This window comes from Spirillospora sp. NPDC049024 (genome assembly GCF_040649235.1).
Taxonomy (GTDB): domain Bacteria; phylum Actinomycetota; class Actinomycetes; order Streptosporangiales; family Streptosporangiaceae; genus Spirillospora.
On the sequence record NZ_JBEZFD010000024.1, the window covers coordinates 89215 to 108229 of the forward strand.

A 19015-nucleotide genomic window follows, 5' to 3' on the forward strand; every position below is an offset into this window, starting at 1 on the left:
CGGCGCCGGATCAGGATGTCGGCCGCCGCCGCTAGTTTGCGGTGCCATGGTCGAGACGGTGGAGATCCCGGTCGAGTGGCGTGAGCACATCCATCCGAGGCGCGGCGGGGTTCCCGTTCCGCCGTCCGTCCCGGACGAGGGCGCGGCGCGGAGGGCGCGCGAGCGGTTGCGGGAGGCCCGTCCGATCGCCGCGGAGATGCTGGAGCACGAGCGCACCGACCCGGAGCTCGGCCGGGCCGCGCGGGCGTGGCTGGACGGGGAGGTCGAACCGGCGGGCGCGGCGGCCGTCGCCGCCGTCGCGGTGAAGTACCTCGAAGGCACCGGCGGTGCGGCGTTCCTCGACGCGTGGGTGCTGGACCACGGGCTCCCCTTCGCCGCCTGCGCGGTCACCGAGCTCTTCTCGATCGGACTCGGCCCGGTGCCGGTAGTCGCGACGCCCGGCCCCGACGGCGTCATCCGGCTCGTCGCCTACAACTACGTCGACCCGCCCAGGGCATGGCGCGGTGAGATTCGGCGCGTCACCACCGAAGACCACTTCCCGACGAACCGGTGGATCGCCGAGAAGGGGTTGCTCAAGCGGCTCCGCACGCTGCTGGCCGCCGCGCCCGAGGACGAGTACCGCGACGCCGTCGCACGAGTGTCGTGCCATCGCGGTGACGCCTGGAGGCGGCGGGTGGCCGCCTATCTCCTCCCGTCCGAGACGGCCTGGCTGGACGAGACCTTCGACGACTCCTTCGGGCGGATGCACCGGGCACTCGAACACGAGTACCTGGTGTGCTCGCTGTCCAGCGCGGCGCAGATCGACAGGGTGGGCTGGGTGCCGGTCACTCCCGGCGTCATCGGAACGCTTCTCGACGCCCTGGGCGCGGAGGCGCTCCCGCTGCTCGACAGGGCGCTCCAGGGCGGATACAACGCCGACGAGACGCGGCCGACCGTGCTGCGGGGCCTCGTGGGGATCGCGGACGAGGGGGTCTTCCCGCTCCTGCTCGACCACATGGGGCTGGAAGGCGTGCCGGCCGCTCTGCAGGAGGCGGCCGAACGGCACCCGGAACACGCGCTCCGAGCCCTGGCGCCGCTCGTCGGCGACGACACGGTGAGGGGCCTGCAGGCGGCGGGAACGGTGCGCGGGCTGCTGCACGCCAGGCCGGCCCTTGCCGAGTCGCTGCCCTCGGGGAGCGCCGAGGCGCTCCTGCCGCGACCGGCCGTTCCGGACAGCGACGACGTGCCCGCCATCCTCACCGGCAAGCCGGGCCGGGGTGCGAAGTCGGAGTGGGCCGACCCCGCGCTGCTGCCACGGATCCTCACGCGCGGCGGTGACCGGGCGCTGCCCGCGAGCGCGACCGCGCGCCTGCTGACCCTGCTCGCCAAGAAGGCGCCCGAGGCGGCGGAGGTCCGCGCGTACTGCGACCGGCACTCGCTGGCCGAGTTCTCCTGGGCGGTGTTCCAGCGCTGGCACGCGCTCGGCGCGCCGACGCGGCACAACTGGGCGCTGGCGCAGCTGGGGCTCATCGGCGACGACACGACGGTGCGGCGGCTCAGCCCGCTGATCAAGGCGTGGCCGGGCCAGGGCCTCGCCGGCCGGGCCGCGGCCGCGCTGGACGTCCTCGCCGCGATCGGCTCCGACGTGGCCCTGACCCACCTGTTCGAGCTGACCCGCCGCGGCAGGTACAAGGGGCTGAAGGGCAGGGCGGACCGCACGATCGACGCGATCGCCGCGGCGCGCGGGATGACGCGGGACGCGCTGGCCGACCGCGCCGTCCCCGACTTCGGGCTGGACGAGCGGGGCACCCTCGTCCTGGACTACGGCGCGCGCCGGTTCACCGTGACGTTCGACGAGCAGCTCGTCCCGCTGGTCGTGGAGCCCGGCGGCAAGCGGCGCAAGAGCGCCCCGAAGCCCGGCCCCAAGGACGATCCGGCGCTGGCCCCCGCCGCCCACGCCCTGTTCACCGGCCTCCGGAAGGATCTGCGGACGATCGCCGACCAGGAGATCAGGCGCCTGGAACTGGCCATGATCAACCGGCGGAGCTGGACGCCGGAGGAGTTCCGCGCCCTGTTCGTCGACCACCCCCTGCTGGGGCACATCGTCCGCCGGCTGGTGTGGACCACCGATTCCGGAACCGCGTTCCGCGTCGACGAGGGCCGCGCCTACGCGGGGGTCGGCGACGACCCGTTCACTCCCGCGCCGGACGCCCGCATCAGCATCGCCCATCCCGTGCTGCTGGGCGACGACCTCGACGCCTGGGCCGAGCTGTTCGCCGACTACGAGATCCTCCAGCCGTTCGAGCAGCTCGGGCGCCCCGTCCACCGCCTCACGGACGACGAGCGCGCCGCGCACCGGCTCGCCCGGGTGGAGGGGCTCGTCCTGCCCTACGGCAAGGCGAAGGGCCACTCCCAGGGGCGGTGGGAGTCCCTCGACGCCGACGGAGGTTTCGCGGGCGGGTGGCTCGCCCGGCGCGACCCCGCCGGCCTGTACGTCGTGGCGGACCTGAGCCCGGGCCTGGGGTACTACATGTACGGGGAGGGCGAGGACCAGAAGATCAACGCCCTGTGGGCGGGGCCGGCCCCCGCCGGCTCACCCCGGGACACGGTGCCGCTCGGCGAGGTCGACCCGGTCACCATGAGCGAGGCCGTCCACGACCTCGTCCGCAGCGCGTCCTAGCCGGACGGGACGGCTCCGCCCTACCGCGCGTCGGAGACGGAGTCGACCATGACCGTCCGGTGGGTGACCGTCGTGTCGTAGGCCAGGACGGCGGCCTGCGCCTCCGGCTCCACGACGGCCGTCGAGATGTCGTCTCCCGCGAACGCCCGGACGGCGTCGAGGGAGTCCCACAGCGTCATGACCTCCAGCTCCACCCGGTCGCCCGCGTCCCGGCGGAACAGGTACGCGCCTCGATGACCGTCCACGGAGGCCAAAGCCGGGAGCACCGAGCCCGTGAAGTGGTCGCGGTAGGCTTCCGCGCCCTCGGCGGTGGCGGTCGCGCGCCACACTCTGGCGATCATCGGAGCTCCCCTCGTCGACGGCCTCAACGCTGGACCGCCGACTGTACCGCTCGCGGGCGGGAGGCGCGGCGGATCGCGCCGGGCTCGGAACCTCCTCGGTTCAGAGCCCGGCGTCGACGTCGAGCGTCTCCGGGGGAGCGGGAGCCGGGTCGAGGCCCCGGTCCGTGGCGGCCCGGGTCAGTAGTGCGGGTTGTTGGTCTGCGGGATCTCGATGCTGATCGGCAGCTTGAACCCGGACAGGTAGAGCAGGGCGCCCTGGCGGAGGATCTCGTCGAAGGCCCAGTAGAGCTGCCGCAGCTCCTTGGGCGCCTTCGTGAGGTCGAGGACGCCCTCGCGGACGGCGACGAAGGGCGGCCAGAGGGTCTCGATGAGCGGGTCCCACAGCGGGTCCGGGGAGATCTTCAGCCATCCGGCGATCTCGTCGCCGAGCAGGTAGCGGGTGAGCGAGCCGAGGATGGGCTTGGTGAGGATCCCGCCGTCGATCGTGGAGCCGAGGTTGAGCAGGATGTCGGCCAGCTTGACGCCCTCGGGCGTCGGGGCGAGCACCGGGTCCAGCACCTGCTTCGCCTGGGAGTTCGCCTCGTCCCACGACTTGGGGATGTACTCGTCCTGGATGCCGAGCATGTGCCCGGCGAGCTGCCAGGAGTGCAGGAACGCCTCGGACTCGGCGGCCGGGATCGGCACCTTCCACTTGACCAGGTTCTGCATGACGGTCGTGGGAAGGCTGTGCCAGGTGACCATCATGTCCGCCTGGCTGATCGGGATCTTCTCGTCGGCCGTCTTGGACCAGTACGGGGACTTCGGCAGCAGGTGGCGCACGGCGGCGTGCACGAGGCGGGTCTTGACGCAGGTCACGACCATCTCGCCTTCGGGCTCGAAGGCCTTCTCGGTGCCGATGTCGTAGCCGAGTTTGGCGGTCTTGGTGATGCGGTCCTTCATGTCCGCGCCGCCCTTGGAGTAGTAGACCGCGCGCGCCTCGTGCGGGATCGCCGTGCTCATCATCCCGCTGGCGAAGCCGTAGGTGACGCCGAGGTAGAGGCCCCGCTTCTCGTTGAACTCGAACGCGGTGGCCAGCTTGCCCCGGTCGGCCCAGTCCGGCAGCCGGCGGGCGCGCTCCATGAAGTCGCGCAGATCCGCCGGAAGCCCGTCCGGCAGCGGCTGCCCGTTCTTCGTCCACTGCCGCAGCAGCTCGTTGACCTTGGGGACGTCGCCCCGGTCGAGCAGCGAGGCGACCAGTTCGTCCGCCTCGGGGTCCCAGACCCATCGCGGGTCGGCGCCCTTGCCCGCGCCCGCCACCGAGCCCTTGGGCGACCACGTCCACAGTGAGGACGCCTGCGCGGGCGAGGCGACGCTCAGCGCGCCGAGAGCGCCGAGCGCCCCGCCCGTCATCAACACGTTGCGTCTGGTGGGTCTGTCCATGCCTTCGCTCCTCCTCGGGCCGGGAGCGCCCTCCCCGAACGCGATGTCGGACACTCCCGGGTTTCCTGAGCTAATCCGGAACCCTAGACCGTTATTGGCGCTCTGCCAATAGGCGGCGGGAGCTTCGCCGACGCGGCCGGATGGCGCCACCCGATCCGCTTCGCCCGGGGAGTCGGCGGGCATGCGGCCGTCCTGGACACCGCCGAGGTCCCGCCCTACGGGGGGTGGGGCGTCGAAGGCCGCACCTACCGTCCCTGGCGGGTCGGACCGGGAAGACGCCGCCGTCTCGAAGGAAGGCGGGCGTGCGAGCGCGGGCCGCCGCGCCGGGGGGAGAGTCAGCGCAGCGGGAAGCCGAGATCCCGGCCCTGCTCGCGCAGCTCGTCGCGAGCGGACGGGTGGGCGACGTTGTCGATGATCTGCTGCGCCTGGGAGGCGGCGTCCTTGCCCCAGACGGTGGCGGTGCCCTGCTCGCTGACGATGTAGCTGTGCTGGAACGAGGTGACCGGGCCGGTGACGCGCGGGATGACGGTCGAGACGTCCGCGCGCGGATGCCAGGACGGCAGGGCGATGACGGCGTGCCCGCCGGGGGAGTGCAGAGCCCCGACGACGAAGTCGGTCTGCCCGCCGAAGCCGGAGTAGATCGCCCCGCGGACGCGGCTGGCGTTGGCCTGGGCGAACAGGTCGACCTGGAGCGCGGAGTTCACCGAGACCATGCGGGGCTGGCGGGCGATGAGGCTCGGGTCGTTGGTCTTCTCGGTGCGCAGCATCCGGATCCGCTCGTTGCGGTCGGCCCAGGCGTAGAGCTCCGGGCCGCCGAACGCGAACGAGGCGGTGATCGGGCTGCCGGCGTCGAGCGCCCCCGCCTTCTCCAGCGCCAGCACGCCGTCGCTGAACATCTCCGACCAGACGCGCAGCCCCCGCCGCTCGAGGAGCGAGGAGAGCACGGCGTCCGGGATGGCGCCGATGCCGAGCTGGAGGGTGGCGTCCTCCGGGACGAGCCGGGCGACCCGCCCGCCGATCTCGTGGGCGACCTCCCCGGGCGGCCGGGGGACCGGGGTGGCGAGCGGCTCGTCGTCCTCGATCGCCAGGTCGATCTCGTCGGTGGCCAGGACGGCGTCCCCGAACGTGTAGGGCATGCCGGGGTTGATCTGCGCGATGACCAGGCCGCCGCGCGCCCGGACGGCCTCGATGGCCGCGGGGAGGATGTTGACCTCGATCCCGAGCGAGACGGTCCCGCCGACCGGCGGGGAGGTCTGCACGATCACCACGTCCGGCGGCAGCGAGCCCTTCAGCAGGTTCGGCACCAGCGACAGCCGCGACGGGAAGTAGCGCAGGTTCGCGCGGCCGCGCATCCCGGCGCCGACGAAGGGCGTCTCCAGGTCCACGCCCTCGCGGTCGGGCAGGCCCGCCTGGGCGTTGAGCATGAACAGCCGGTACTCGCCGACCGCGGCGTCCACGATCCCGAGTGCCCAACGCGGGGCGGCGAAGTTGCCGCCGGCCACGATCCGAGGCCGTCCCGGCAGCCCTGCGAGCACCCGTGCCAGATGCTCCTCCGAGACAACGCGCATCGAGATCCCTTTCCGAGAGGCGGACACTTCGCGACCGGGCCGAGGGGGCCGCGTGGCCAGTCTGCCCGACCGTCCGGGATGCCGCCGACCCGCCCGCCCGATCATGCGGACGGACCGGCCGCCCGCCGGCGCGATGAATTCGCGGCGCCACCGTGGTCGTATCCACGACGCATCGACGACGAGCGAGGAAAGACATGTCACTCGATCTGTTCGCAGGCATCCCCGTCACCGACTACGCGGCGGCGCGGCCGTGGTACGAGCGCTTCTTCGGCGGCGAGCCGTCCTTCCTGCCCAACGACGTCGAGGCCGTGTGGGAGGTGGCCGAGCACCGGTACGTCTACATCGTCCAGGACCCGGAGCGGGCGGGGAACGCCCTGGTGTTCTCGTTCGTGGACGATCTCGGAGACCGGGTGGCGGCGCTCGCCGAGCGGGGCATCACCCCGGCGGGGCGCGAGGAGTACGGCAACGGGGTGACCAAGGTGGTCTTCCGGGACGCGGAGGGCAACGAGATCGGCTTCGGCGGCTCCGGGTGACCCGCTCCCGCGCCGGGCCGCCGGGCCTCTTCGACGCCATTCCATAATCGCCGTTGCTTCGGCATTAACCCGGCGGCCATGGAAAAGGCGCCGGGTGATCAGCCCGGCCGGTGTTTCTAACACAGCCGCTTCGAAACGGCAAGCTACCCAGAACCCCGGGAGCCCGGTAATCTGCGGGCCACGCGACGGCGCCGTTGCGCCGATGCGCGGTAGACGAGGGAGCTGGACGTGTCGGGCGCACCGGGGAAGTCGCGAAAGGACCGCGCCCGCGCGATCGAGGGCTTCGCCGCCGAGCTGCGGGCACTGCGCGCCTCGGCGGGCACGCCGTCGTTCCGCGAGATGGCGGGCCGCTCGCGGGCGATCTCCCACACCACCCTGCATGAGGCGGCCCAGGGCAACCGGCTTCCCAGCTGGGCGACGACGGTCGAGTTCGTCAAGACCTGCGGCGCCGACCCGGAGGCCTACCGCGAGCGCTGGGAGGCGGCGAACCGGCTGGTCCGCACGGCGGGCGCCGCCGGGCAGCAGCCGCTCGCCGCCCCGGCACCGGCCGAACGGGGCGAGGCGGGCCCGGCCGGCGCGGAGCCCGCGCGGACCGACGCGGCGGCGGACCTCGCCACGGCCGGTCCGCGCGCGCGTGACCTGGGCGTGCAGGGCCAGGACCCGCCGGATCCGCGTACGCGCGACGACGGGCCGCGCCAGAGCGGCGAGATCGTGCGTCTCACCGGCCCCGCGGTCCCGTACGTGGTCGAGCACGGGCCCGCTCGGCGGCTCGCGCGGTCGCGCGGCCGGTACGTCGCCCTGGGGGCCCTGGCCGCGGCCATCGCCGCGGCCGCCGTGATCGGGGACTCCCTCCTGCCCGACGCCACCGGCAACACCGCCGCCCGCCGGCCGGTCTCCTCCGCCGGCCCGGTGATCACATCCTCCGACTGCCCCGTGAAGCAGCAGAACCCGCCGCCCAGCGCGCCCGCGCACGAGGGCGACCGCGCCGTGTTCGTCGCCGACGTCACCCTGCCCGACTGCACCCGCGTCCGCCGCGGCGCGAAGGCCGAGAAGGTGTGGCGCTTCAGGAACACCGGCACCGTCGCCTGGCGCGGCTACTCCCTGCACCGCATCGACCTGCCGCAGCGCCGCGACCAGTGCCAGACGATCGTGGACGTCCCGATCCCGGACACACCGCCCGGCGGGGTCGTCGACATCCGGACCCAGGTGACGGCCCCGCCCGGGCCGGCCTTCTGTTTCGTGCGCTTTAAAATGCTCGACGGCAATGGCGAAGTGGCATTCCCGGGCAACCGGCCGGTGAACTTCCAGCTGATCGTGGGATAGCCGCCGGCGGCAGTTCCGCATTTCCCGGCCGCCGGAGCCGCCGCGGGTCGCGTCCGGGCATTTTCCGCCCGGGTCATGCCCGGCCGTGCGGGTCCACCGCCGGGAGGCGGCGCCAGACCTCGTCGACGGCCAGGTGCAGGGCGCCCCCTCACCGAGGTGAGCGTCTACGGCACCCCGGTCGCGTGACGGGCGTCAGGCCTTGTGCCCGACGCCCCCGACGCTCCAGATCGGCCTGGACGTCTCGATGGTCTCGTGCTCGGGACGCCACAGGGGGAGGTAGACGACACCGGGCTCGACCAGGTCCCAGCCGGAGAAGAGCCGCTCGACTTCGGCCCTGGTGCGGATGTTCGACCGGGGCGTGCCGCGGATCGCGTGGGTCTGCTGCTGGTAGAGGAAGGCGAGCCGCGCGGTGACCTCCGGGCACAGGTCGCTGACCGGGTGCGAGATCGCCATGTAGCTGCCCGGGGCCATCAGGTCGCCCAGCCGCCCGACGCTCCGCGCCACCTCCTCGTCGTCGGGGATGGTGTAGAGGACGTGGAAGAACAGCAGCGCCGTCGGCTGGTCGAGGTCGATCAGGCGGCGCAGGGCGGGGTCGCCCGCGATCCGTTCGGCATCGCGCATGTCGGCCTCGACGACCGCGGTGCGGGGGTCCTTCCCCAGCAGGGCCTGGGCGTGGACGCGCACCACGGGGTCGTTGTCCACGTACACGACCCGGCAGTCGGGCGCCACCGCCTGGGCGATCTGGTGGACGCTTCCCTGCGTGGGCAGACCGGTCCCGATGTCCAGGAACTGGCGGATTCCCGCGGCCGCGAGGAACCGCACGACGCGGTTCAGGAACTTGCGGCCCTCCCGCGCCAGGACGGGCAGCTCCGGTGCCAGCTCGATCGCCTGGAGCGCCGCCTCCCGGTCGGCGGCGTAGTTGTCCTTGCCGCCGAGGTAGTAGTCGTGCATGCGGCTCTCGTTGGGCGCGGTCGGGTCGAACGCCTGAGGCTCGTGCCCTGCGGGGAAGGGCATGACTTCTCCATTCAGCTGACATCCGGCGGAGGACGCGCGGCCGCCGGAGGTAACCGCCACCGAAGCACTCAAGGTAGGGGCCTTCGCGGCGCTTGTCGATCGTCAGGGCCGCGCGGCGGCGCGGAGGGCCGCCAGGCCCCGCGCGATGGGCGGCTGCGCCTCGCTGCCCCGGCGGACGATCGCGATGATGCGCCGGGACGGCACCGCCGCGCCCCGCAGTGGCACCCGGACGACGTCGTCGTCCGGCGGCAGCGGCGCCAGCCGGGGCACCAGGCGACGCCGAACCCGCGGGCGACGAGGGCCGAGACGGCGAACCACTCGTTGGCCTCGTGGGCGACGCGCGGCGTGAATCCGGCGGCGGCGCAGGCGGCGAGCATGAGCTGGTGCTGGTCGAACCGGTCCGGTGAGCCGATCCAGGGCTCGGCCGCCGCGTCGGCGAGCCGGGCCGCCCCGCCCGCGGCGAGCGGATGCCCGGCCGGGACGAGCAGGTCCTGCGGCTCGTCGAGCACCGGCCACTGCGCGAACCGCGCGTCGTCCGGGGCCGGGGTCTGCTCGCTGGGGACGACCACGGCGATGTCGCAGTGCCGGGCGAGGAGCAGGTGGGCGGCGTCCTCGCTCTCCTTCTCGCTCATGTGCACGGCGAGCGCCGGATGCTCCTCGCGGAGCCGCGCGGCGGCCGGCGCCACGAGCGCGGCGAGGGCGCTGGAGACGGCGCAGAACCGCACCTGCCCGGCCGTCCCGGCGCGGTGGCCGGCGAGGTCGGCGCGGGTCCGCTCCCACTGCGCGGCCAGGACGTCGGCGTGCCGCAGCACCGTGTGCGCCGCGGCGGTGAGCCGCACCCGCCGCCCCTGCGCCTCCAGCAGGTCGACGCCGAGGTCGCGGGCGAGCTGCCGGAGCTGCTGCGACACCGTCGAGGGCGTCAGGTGCAGCGCGTCGGCGGTCGCGGTGACCGTGCCCCGCTCCCGCAGCACGCGCAGGGTCTCCAGGCGATGGTCGATCATGCGGCCATCCAACACGATGATGTGCGGAATCTTTCGATGGACGCGAAAGATCGTCTCTTCCGAGACTGGCCGCATGGTGATCGGAACGACGGGCCGCCGGGTCCCCGCGCCGCTGCTGGTCCTGGGCAGCGTGGCCTCGGTCCAGGCCGGTCAGGCCTGCGGCAAGGCGATGTTCGCGATGACCGGGACCGCCGGGGTGGTCGCGCTGCGGCTGGCGTTCGCGGCCCTCGTCCTGCTGCTCGTCCACCGCCCCGGCCCGCCGCCCCGGGAGTCGGCGGCCCTCGTCGCGGCGCTCGGAGCGGCGATCGCCGGGATGAACCTCATCTATCCGGCGATGGCGCTGCTGCCGGTCGGGGTCGCCTCCACCCTGCAGTTCCTCGGGCCGCTCACGCTGGCCCTCGTGAAGGCGCGCGGCCCGGCCGACCTGCTGTGGGCCGCCCTCGCGGGCACCGGGGTGTTCCTGCTCTACAGCCCCTCCGGCTCGGCCATGCCGGCCGCCGGTGTCCTGCTCGCGCTGGCCTCGGGCGCCTGCATGGCCGCCTACCTCGTCCTGAACGAACGCGCCGGGGCGCTGGACGGCGCCCCGCTGGCCTGGGCCGTGGCGTTCGCGGCGCTGCTCGCCATGCCCCTCGCGGCGCCGGAGGGCGGGACGCCGCCGCGACCGGAGGTGCTGCTCGCGGGCCTCGGCCTCGCCCTGCTGTCCGCCGTCATCCCGTGGTCGCTGGACATGGCGGCACTGCGCAGGCTGCCAGCGCGCACGGTCGCCGTGATGGTCAGCCTCGAACCGGCCGCCGGGGCGCTCGCCGGGCTCCTGCTCCTGCACGAGCGCCTCACCTGGTGCGCCTGGCTCGCCGTCGCCTGCGTCTCCGCGGCGGCGGCCGGCGCGTCCGCCGCCGGAGAAAAAGAATGATCTTGGTTTCGGATCGTCCGTAAGGTCGTTCGTGATCAAGGAGAACCCCGCGGCTTCAACGCCGACGTCACGGTGAAGCTCTGCATCTACCGCAACTGGGGCGGCTCGCACCCCCAAGCTCTGATCCGCGGCGGCGGGAGGCCCCGGCCGGACCGCCCGGCCGGGGCCTCCCGCCGTCCGACCGAATCGTGATCGGTTGTTCGTGTGGACCGGTCCGATGGAGCGATTGCAGACCATAGAGTGGCGTGTGAAGATCAGCATGGGGCTGTCCGCGAGGGAGGCACGGTGGCAGGCGAGGGGTTTGGGCCAGGCGGATTCGACCCGAGCGTGCCGAACATCGCTCGCATGTACGACTACTACCTCGGCGGCAAGGACCACTACGAGGCCGACCGCCTCCGCGCCGAGGAGGCCAAGGCCGCCGACCCCACCCTGACCACCCTGATCAAGGAGAACCGGGCGTTCATGGGCCGCGCCGTCCGGTACATGGCCGAGCAGGGCATCGACCAGTTCCTCGACATCGGCACCGGGCTGCCCACCCAGCAGAACGTCCACCAGATCGCGCAGGCGGTGAACCCCGCTGCCCGCGTCGCCTACGTCGACTACGACGGCCAGGTGGTCGCGCACGGCCGGGCCATCCTCGCCGACTCGCCCGGAACCCGGATGGTCCAGGCCGACATCCGCCGCCCCCGCGAGATCCTGGAGCACCCCGAGATCACCCGGCTGCTGGACCTGCGGAAGCCGGTCGCGCTGCTGACGATCGCGACCCTGCACTTCATCCCCGACGAGGACGACCCGCCCGGCATCATGGCCGAGCTGCGCGACGCCCTCGCTCCCGGCAGCCACATGGCGATCACCCACGCCTCCGCCGACGGCGTGCCCGAGATCGTGGCGAAGGTCGTGGAGGTCTACAAGAGGACGAACGCGCCCGGCACGCCGCGGACCCGCGAGCAGGTGACGGGGCTGTTCGGCGACTTCGACCTGGTCGACCCCGGCCTGGTGTGGGCGCCGCTGTGGCGGCCCGAGCGTCCGGTCACGCTCGAGGAGGCCCTGCCGATCTGGTTCTACGCCGGAGTCGGCCGCAAGCTCTGAGGTGTGTGCACGACCGCTCCCTGATGAGATGCCACCGGGACGAGGGAAGGCGACATGCGTGCAGTGACGGTCGGAGGGGCGCTGGAGGCCGCGGCGACGCGGGACGAGGCGTTCCTCCACGACGGCGACCACACCATCACGTTCACCGGGTTCGACGAGCTGACCGACCGGGTCGCGGCCGGGCTGCTGGCCCGCGGCGTCGGCCGGGGCGACCGCGTCGGCCTGCTCGGCCCCAACACCGCGCAGTGGCTGGCGGCGTTCTTCGGCGCGGCCCGGATCGGCGCCGTCGTCGTCCCGCTCAACGTCCGCTACCGGGAGCGGGAGCTGTCCCACATGCTCGGCCAGAGCGGCGCCCGGCTGGTCATCAGCGTCGACGCCGTGCCCGACTTCGACTTCGCCGCCTACTTCGAGTCGTCCGGGATCCCCGCCGTGTACTTCGGTGCGGGCTTCGACGCCCTGGCCTCCGCGCCGGCGCCCGAGTCCCTCCCCGCGGCCCGCGCCGCGGTGGCTCCGGACGACCCGCTGATGATCCTCTACACGTCCGGGACCACGGGACGCCCTAAGGGCGCGGTCATCACCCACCGCAGCATCCTGGCCTCCGCCTCGGCCCAGGCCGAGCACTTCGGGATGGCGGACGACGACGTCCTGCTCGGGCACCTCCCGTTCAACCACGTCGGCGGCATCACCTGCACGATCATGGCGGCGCTGGTCAGCGGGGGGTCGGTCGCGCTCCTGCCCGCGTTCTCGCCGGACGCCGCCCTGCGCGCGATCGAGCGGCACCGGGTGACGTTCCTCGGCGCCGTCCCGACGATGTACGTGCTGATGCTCGGCCGCCCCGACTTCGCCGAGCACGACGTCTCCTCCGTGCGGCTGTGCATGGCGGGCGGCTCCAACGTGGAGCCCGCGCTCGCCGACGCGATCCGGCGCGGGTTCCCCGGCGCGCCGCTCTACGGCCTGTACGGCCTGTCGGAGTCGTCGGGCGCCTGCGTGCTGTCACCGATGGACGACGACCCGGAGACGGTCTCCCGGACCCTCGGGGCGATCATCGGCGACTTCGAGGCCCGCGTGACGGCGCCCGACGGCACCGTCCTCCCGCCGGGCGAGACCGGCGAGCTCCAGATCCGCGGCGCCTGCGTCGCCGCCGGATACTGGGACATGCCGGACGAGACCGCCGAGGTGTTCCTCCCGGACGGCTGGCTCGCCACCGGGGACATGGTCGAGATGGAGCCCGACGGGCACCTGGTCCTGCGCGGGCGGAAGAAGGAGATGTACATCCAGGGCGGCTTCAACGTCTACCCGGTCGAGATCGAGAACGTCCTGACCGCCCACCCGAAGGTCGCGATGGCCGCCGGCATCGGGGTCCCCGACGCGGTCCTGGGCGAGGTCGGGCGCTTCTACGTCGTCCCACGCCCCGACGCCGAGCCGCCCACCGCCGAGGAACTGACCGCCTACTGCCGCGACCGCCTGGCCGACTACAAGGTCCCGCGCCAGTTCGTCATCACCCGGGACGTCCCCCTGACACCCGTAGGCAAGATCCATAAGGCCCTCCTCAAGGACGGCGACCAGCCCGCCCCGAAGTGAGCCCGGGCGCCGGGGAGGGAACGGCCTCCCCGGCCGCCCGGAGGGCTACGGGAGCGCGTGGGCGGCGATCGTCTCGGCGAGGGCCTCCGAAGCGGGCGCGTTGACGAGCCTCCACCGCGCGGCGCCGGGGATGAGGGCCCACCACTCCTTGGTGTGGGCCCCCCACCAGCAGACGACCCCGAAGCGCGCGTGGAGGTCGGCGATCGTTCTCGTGCGGGACGGGTCGGGGTCGGGCGGCGGGGCCGGGAGCGCGACGCCGCTCCGCACCGGGCGGCGCGCCCGGCGGGCGAGCGCGGCCGTCACGAAAGGCGTGAGGATCCGGGTGACCTGCCCGGCCGCGCCGGCCGGGTCCGTGTGCGGGCCCAGCTCCTCTCCGGTGCTGGACCGGTAGCACCAGAGGTCCGGCGCCGCCCCGGGGACGAGCGCGATGCTCTCGCCGAACCCCGGGACGGCCGGGTCGAAGACGCGCAGGAACGGGCGCGTCCCCTCGTAGCGCGGCACGGCCTCCCAGCCCTCCCGTACCACTTCCCGTGCGAGCCGGTCGAGATGGTCCGTGATGGAGGACGCCGAGGCGCCGGTAGGGAGATGCTTCGGTTCGATCCATCCCATTACCGGCGCCCCCGGCTGCCGCGTACGGGCGTCGGCCGGCAGGCTGCGCGGCTGAGCTCGTTGGTGAGCACCTTGCGGAGTTCGTCCGCGGTGGTGCATATAACGGTCGGGTCAATGCCGGCCTTCGGGTCGTGCAGCGTGGCGACCCAGTCGCCGAGCTTTCCGTCGTAGCGCGTCGCGCGCCAGATCCGGTGGCCTTGGAAGTCCTCGCGGAGACGGGCTAACGCCTGGTCAGCGGGGTTGACGGGCGTGTCCATGATCAGTTTTGGCTTCCGTTGGTGGTTGCTCTGCGTTACCGATCCTAATCTTCCCGTGACCGGGTCGACTTTTGGAAGAGCGGGGAGCCCGGCAGATGGAAAGCTCTCGGCGGCGTTAGAAAACACTTCGCTTCCGGACCGCCCGGGTTCTCCGTGCCCGCCGCCCCGCAATCCCGGGGTTCCGCCGCCTCTCGACTGCTTTGGCGGGTAACGCCTGCTTGCCGGACGGGCCGCATCTCGTCTCCTTCCGTTCCGTGCAATCCGGAGTAACTGGACAATTCTCGCTCGGGCTCGGCGGTCCGGGGGCCGGCCGAGCGGGACCGGACTCGGGCGGTCCGCGGCGGACGCGTCCTCCACTCGTGCCGCCGGCCGTCGTCAGTGCCATGAACCAGGGAACGCGAGGCCGCGCGGAATGGAAAATCATCGGCCACAAGCGGCCATTCATCGATGGCGGATCGCCATATTACGGTCATTCCCATTCCGGGTCGTGCAACTTACGCGGTAATTGCCGGTGCCATGGTCACTGATAATCAAGCCGCCGCGTCGCCCCCGCATCTCGGAAGGGCGAATGTGTGACGAATAGAGCATTGTGCATTCAAGTTCAAAGCGGTGCGGTTCGGTACTACTCGGCGTCCCGCATTCCGACCGCCCTCCTGGCCGGTCGTGAAGTCCCGGGCGCCGAATGCCGCGAGCGCGGGACCCGGGGCGGCGCCCGCGGCGCGCGGTCGCACGGCGCCTTCGCGGCGGAGCCGATGGGACCGGGCCGCGCGGGCGGTGAACGACTTCCCCGTCCCGGACCTGCGGAAGCGCGGCAGCGTTGCATGTTCATGCAGGAGCGTGCATACTTGTGCTCATGTCCAAAGTGCTGACCTCCCTGCCCGTCGGTGAGCGCGTCGGGATCGCCTTCTCCGGCGGCCTCGACACTTCGGTGGCCGTCGCGTGGATGCGCGACAAGGGCGCGGTCCCGTGCGCCTACACCGCCGACATCGGGCAGTACGACGAGCCCGACATCGCCTCGGTGTCCGGCCGCGCCGCCAAGTACGGGGCGGAGGTCGCGCGCCTGGTCGACTGCCGGGCCGCCCTCGTGGAGGAGGGGCTCGCCGCGCTGGCGTGCGGCGCCTTCCACATCCGGTCCGGCGGCCGCAGCTACTTCAACACCACGCCGCTCGGGCGGGCCGTGACGGGCACGCTCCTGGTCCGCGCGATGCTGGAGGACGACGTCCAGATCTGGGGCGACGGCTCGACGTTCAAGGGCAACGACATCGAGCGGTTCTACCGGTACGGGCTGCTGGCCAACCCGTCCCTGCTGGTCTACAAGCCCTGGCTGGACGGCGACTTCGTCAGCGAGCTCGGCGGCCGTACGGAGATGTCGGAATGGCTGCTCGAGCGCGGCCTGCCCTACCGGGACAGCGCGGAGAAGGCCTACTCCACCGACGCCAACATCTGGGGCGCCACCCACGAGGCCAAGGCGCTGGAGCACCTCGACGCCGGCATCGAGACCGTCGAGCCGATCATGGGCGTCCGGTTCTGGGACCCCGCCGTGGAGATCCCCGCCGAGGACGTCACGATCGGCTTCGAGCAGGGCCGCCCGGTCACGATCAACGGCAAGGAGTTCGGGTCCGCCGTCGACCTGGTGCTGGAGGCCAACGCCATCGGCGGGCGGCACGGCCTCGGCATGTCCGACCAGATCGAGAACCGCGTCATCGAGGCCAAGAGCCGCGGCATCTACGAGGCGCCCGGCATGGCGCTGCTGCACGCGGCCTACGAGCGGCTCGTCAACGCGATCCACAACGAGGACACCCTCGCCACCTACCACAGCGAGGGGCGGCGGCTCGGCCGGCTCATGTACGAGGGGCGCTGGCTCGACCCGCAGGCCCTGATGCTGCGCGAGTCCCTGCAGCGCTGGGTCGGGACGGCCGTCACCGGCGAGGTCACCCTGCGGCTGCGGCGCGGCGAGGACTACTCCATCCTCGACACGTCCGGGCCGGCGTTCAGCTACCACCCCGACAAGCTGTCCATGGAGCGCACCGAGGACTCCGCCTTCGGCCCCGTGGACCGCATCGGGCAGCTGACCATGCGCAACCTCGACATCGCCGACTCGCGCGCCAAGCTGGAGCAGTACGCCGGGCTCGGCATGGTCGGCAGCTCGCACCCGCGCCTGATCGGCGCGGCGCAGGCGGCCTCCACCGGGCTGATCGGCGCGATGCCGGCGGGCGGCGCCGAGATGATCGCCTCCCGCGGCAAGGACTCCGGGGACGCCGAGGTCCTGGACCGCGCCGCCATGGAGTCCGGCACCGACTGAGCCGCGCCCCGCTCTGCCTGTTGAACCGCTGCCGCCGGGCTAGGGGGTCTCCTCCTCGACGGGCGGGAGCGGGGTCTCCTTCTCCGGCGGACCGACGAAGCTGTGCAGCGCCGCGGCCACCACGGACCCCACCAGGGGCGCGACGATGAACAGCCACACCTGCGACAGGGCCGTCCCGCCCAGGACGACGGCGGGGCCGAGGCTGCGGGCCGGGTTGACCGAGGTCCCCGTGATCGGGATGCCGATGAGGTGGACGGTCGTGAGGGCGAGCCCGATGCCGACTCCGGCGACGGACGGGATGGCCGCCGTGCTCGTCATGGACAGCACGATGAACACGAAAAGGGCGGTCAGCACGACCTCCGTGAGGAACGCGCCGCCCATGTCGATGCGGATGAGGCTTGCGGCACCCCACCCGTCCGCGCCGAGACCGGTCACGGAGCGCTCGTAGAGCGGCGAGCCGGAGAAGGTCGCCCAGAGGAGCAGCGCGCCCAGGATGCCGCCGACGAACTGGGCGATCCAGTAGCCGACGGCGTCGACCGGCGGGATCCGGCGGGCGAGCAGCACGCCCAGCGTGACGGCCGGGTTGATGTGGCACCCCGAGATCGGCCCGATCGCGTAGACCAGGACCAGCAGCACCAGGCCGAAGGCCAGCGCCGTCGCGACGACGCCCGCCGCGAGGCTCCGGCCGGCGACGCCGAAGCCGAACGACAGCGTCGCCACGCCCACCGCGAAGTAGACCAGGAGCAGCGTGCCCACGAGCTCCGCCGCGATCCTCCTGAACACGGCCTCCCCTTTCCCCCGAGGTCAGATGCCCTCGGCCTACCCCCGGGAGCGGCGAAGATCGTCTCGGAGCGCTCGCCGTGACCCGGAAATGGGGGCCGCTTGGGGAACGGATCAGGCGTGCTGGGCCAGGCTCGTCCAGCTCTCGTCCCAGAGGGCGTCGCGGCGGCGGTCGCAGCGGCGGCGGACGAGGAGGTAGCCGGCCAGCAGGGGGACCCCCGTGGCGGCGGCCGCCGCGGCCGCGGCCACGGCGGTGGTGGCGACGGTGGCGGCGCGGGTCTGTGGTTGCCGGACCGGGTTGCCCGCGGCGTCCACCCAGATCCGCTGCCCCATGCCCGGCCTGACGGACTTGTCGGCCGGGACGACGGTGGTCCGCGTCCGGCCGTCGACGGACGTCCAGGCCAGCTCGGCGTAGGTGTGGCGCACGCCGGCGCCGCCCTCGGACTCGGTGTGGGTGATCTGTGCCGTGATGCGGTGGACGTTCCGGTGCTCGGCCCGGACGCCGCTGCGGTAGGCGTCGGCGGCCAGGAGCACGGATGCGGGCGGGGCGAGCACCGTGAACAGCAGCACGGCGGCGACCCCGGCCGCCCGCTGGCGGCGGTCGACCCCGCGTCGCAGATCGTTGCGGTCGAACCCGAAACGGCGACGAACCCGTCCAAGCCTTGTCATTGCCTCCTCCTTCGCCCGTGACAGTAATCGCTTCCGAAAGCGGACGGGAACGCGCCTCTTCTTGTGCGCGCGGCGAGCGCGCAGACTGGCAGGAGGAGGGCAGGCACATGGAGGGCGTGGAAAGGGACGGGCGAGCGCACGTCCTGTTCGGTTACGACGGGACGGCGGAGAACGACACGGCGCTGCGCTGGGCGATCGAGGAGGCCCGGCTGCGCGGCGTCGACCTGGTGCTGTGCCACTGCTGGCACTGGCCCTACCCGGCGGAGCACCGGGACCCGCGCGCCGAGGCGGTCATGATGCGGGCGGGGCGGAACCTCCTGGAGCGCGGCAGGCGCCGGGCCCGGGAGCTGGGGGCGACCGGCACGGTGCGCGGTCGCCTCGTCCGCGGCCCGGCCCGCGAGGCGCTGCTGCACGAGTCCCGCGACGCGGAGCTGATGGTGGTCGGGGCGCCCGAGCGGCTGGAGGAGGGCGCGGCGGCGCTGGAGCTCGCGGCGGGGGCGTCCCGCCCGCTGGTCGTCGTCAAGGACGGCGCGGGCCCGCGCCGGGTCGTGGCGGGCGCCGACGGGTCGGCGTGGTGCGACCCGGCGCTCGGCTTCGCAGCCGAGGAGGCGGCGCTGCGCCGCTGGGAGCTGCGCGTGCTGTACGCCTGCTGGGAGCCCGCCGCCGTCGACGCGGCCGAGCTGGCGCTGTTCCACGACCGGGAGCTGCTGGAGAAGACGCGCGCCGCCGAGCTGGAGGCGGCCGTCGCGCCGTGGCGCGAGCGGTACCCGGAGCTCGACATCCGGGTCTCGCTGCGGCTGGAGCGCCCCCTGCAGGCGCTGTTCGACGCCGCGGACGACGCCGGCCTGCTGGTGCTCGGCGACCGGGGCGCCGGGATCGCCCCGCTCGGCACGACCAGCACGGCGATCCTCCGGGAGGCCCGCCGGGCCGTCGCGATCGTCCCCGCGCGGCACGGCTGAG

At 73.2% G+C, this 19015-nt stretch carries 17 protein-coding genes; 8 read left to right on the forward strand and 9 right to left on the reverse strand.

Features of this window, described 5'->3' with window-relative positions:
* Positions 1 to 46: 46 nt before the first annotated feature.
* Positions 47 to 2659 carry a DUF4132 domain-containing protein gene (locus tag AB0C21_RS34790; protein ID WP_500210074.1) on the forward strand — a complete coding sequence of 871 codons (2613 nt, stop codon included), beginning with the start codon at positions 47 to 49 and terminating at the stop codon, positions 2657 to 2659.
* A 20-nt stretch (positions 2660 to 2679) separates the two neighbouring features.
* Here AB0C21_RS34790 and AB0C21_RS34795 read toward each other — a convergent pair whose 3' ends face one another.
* From AB0C21_RS34795 to AB0C21_RS34805, 3 genes are all read right to left on the reverse strand, one after another.
* Entirely contained in the window at positions 2680 to 3000 is a 321-nt protein-coding gene (locus AB0C21_RS34795) for an antibiotic biosynthesis monooxygenase (RefSeq protein ID WP_353820958.1), read from the reverse strand.
* Between the two features lie 177 nt (positions 3001 to 3177).
* Positions 3178 to 4419, reverse strand: coding sequence for an oxygenase MpaB family protein (locus AB0C21_RS34800; RefSeq protein ID WP_500210076.1), 1242 nt, complete (start codon positions 4417 to 4419; stop codon positions 3178 to 3180).
* Positions 4420 to 4754: 335 nt separating this feature from the next.
* Complete coding sequence (locus AB0C21_RS34805; RefSeq protein ID WP_500210078.1) at positions 4755 to 5987, reverse strand: acetyl-CoA hydrolase/transferase family protein; 1233 nt, start codon at positions 5985 to 5987, stop codon at positions 4755 to 4757.
* Between the two features lie 194 nt (positions 5988 to 6181).
* On the opposite strand from AB0C21_RS34805, the gene AB0C21_RS34810 reads away from it, so the two are divergent.
* Complete coding sequence (locus tag AB0C21_RS34810; RefSeq protein WP_500210080.1) at positions 6182 to 6520, forward strand: VOC family protein; 339 nt, start codon at positions 6182 to 6184, stop codon at positions 6518 to 6520.
* A gap of 228 nt (positions 6521 to 6748) precedes the next feature.
* The gene (locus AB0C21_RS34815; RefSeq protein WP_500210082.1) at positions 6749 to 7843 is read left to right on the forward strand and encodes an NBR1-Ig-like domain-containing protein; all 1095 of its coding nucleotides are present in this window, start codon (positions 6749 to 6751) and stop codon (positions 7841 to 7843) included.
* A 192-nt stretch (positions 7844 to 8035) separates the two neighbouring features.
* On the opposite strand, the gene AB0C21_RS34820 is transcribed toward AB0C21_RS34815, so the two are convergent.
* Both AB0C21_RS34820 and AB0C21_RS34825 read right to left on the reverse strand, forming a co-directional pair.
* Positions 8036 to 8857: an SAM-dependent methyltransferase gene (locus tag AB0C21_RS34820; protein ID WP_500210083.1), complete on the reverse strand. Its 822-nt coding sequence runs from the start codon at positions 8855 to 8857 to the stop codon at positions 8036 to 8038.
* 68 nt (positions 8858 to 8925) lie between these two features.
* Complete coding sequence (locus AB0C21_RS34825) at positions 8926 to 9858, reverse strand: LysR family transcriptional regulator (protein ID WP_500210085.1); 933 nt, start codon at positions 9856 to 9858, stop codon at positions 8926 to 8928.
* A gap of 73 nt (positions 9859 to 9931) precedes the next feature.
* On the opposite strand from AB0C21_RS34825, the gene AB0C21_RS34830 reads away from it, so the two are divergent.
* The 3 genes from AB0C21_RS34830 to AB0C21_RS34840 all read left to right on the forward strand — a co-directional run bounded on the left by AB0C21_RS34830 (position 9932) and on the right by AB0C21_RS34840 (position 13438).
* A complete protein-coding gene (locus AB0C21_RS34830) occupies positions 9932 to 10768 on the forward strand; it encodes an EamA family transporter (protein ID WP_500210087.1) in 837 nt (278 codons plus the stop codon).
* A 327-nt stretch (positions 10769 to 11095) separates the two neighbouring features.
* Positions 11096 to 11857, forward strand: a complete 762-nt coding sequence (locus tag AB0C21_RS34835) for an SAM-dependent methyltransferase (protein ID WP_500210089.1) — start codon at positions 11096 to 11098, stop codon at positions 11855 to 11857.
* 54 nt (positions 11858 to 11911) lie between these two features.
* Positions 11912 to 13438: a class I adenylate-forming enzyme family protein gene (locus AB0C21_RS34840; protein ID WP_500210091.1), complete on the forward strand. Its 1527-nt coding sequence runs from the start codon at positions 11912 to 11914 to the stop codon at positions 13436 to 13438.
* Between the two features lie 45 nt (positions 13439 to 13483).
* Here the strand turns inward: AB0C21_RS34840 and AB0C21_RS34845 are convergent, their stop codons facing one another.
* Positions 13484 to 14047: a hypothetical protein gene (locus tag AB0C21_RS34845; protein ID WP_500210093.1), complete on the reverse strand. Its 564-nt coding sequence runs from the start codon at positions 14045 to 14047 to the stop codon at positions 13484 to 13486.
* Positions 14047 to 14304, reverse strand: coding sequence for a hypothetical protein (locus AB0C21_RS34850; protein WP_500210095.1), 258 nt, complete (start codon positions 14302 to 14304; stop codon positions 14047 to 14049). Before AB0C21_RS34850 ends, AB0C21_RS34845 begins: the two co-directional genes overlap by 1 nt.
* Positions 14305 to 15157: 853 nt before the next feature.
* On the opposite strand from AB0C21_RS34850, the gene argG reads away from it, so the two are divergent.
* A complete protein-coding gene (gene argG, locus AB0C21_RS34855) occupies positions 15158 to 16606 on the forward strand; it encodes an argininosuccinate synthase (RefSeq protein WP_500210097.1) in 1449 nt (482 codons plus the stop codon).
* 39 nt (positions 16607 to 16645) lie between these two features.
* Here argG and AB0C21_RS34860 read toward each other — a convergent pair whose 3' ends face one another.
* On the reverse strand, positions 16646 to 17389 hold the full coding sequence (locus AB0C21_RS34860) for an aquaporin (RefSeq protein ID WP_500210098.1): 744 nt from the start codon (positions 17387 to 17389) through the stop codon (positions 16646 to 16648).
* A 111-nt stretch (positions 17390 to 17500) separates the two neighbouring features.
* Positions 17501 to 18055 carry an Rv1733c family protein gene (locus tag AB0C21_RS34865; RefSeq protein WP_500210100.1) on the reverse strand — a complete coding sequence of 185 codons (555 nt, stop codon included), beginning with the start codon at positions 18053 to 18055 and terminating at the stop codon, positions 17501 to 17503.
* A gap of 107 nt (positions 18056 to 18162) precedes the next feature.
* Between AB0C21_RS34865 and AB0C21_RS34870 the strand changes: the two genes are divergently transcribed.
* Positions 18163 to 19014 (forward strand): universal stress protein, encoded by an 852-nt coding sequence (locus AB0C21_RS34870; protein ID WP_500210101.1) that lies wholly within the window; start codon positions 18163 to 18165, stop codon positions 19012 to 19014.
* Position 19015: the final 1 nt, after the last annotated feature.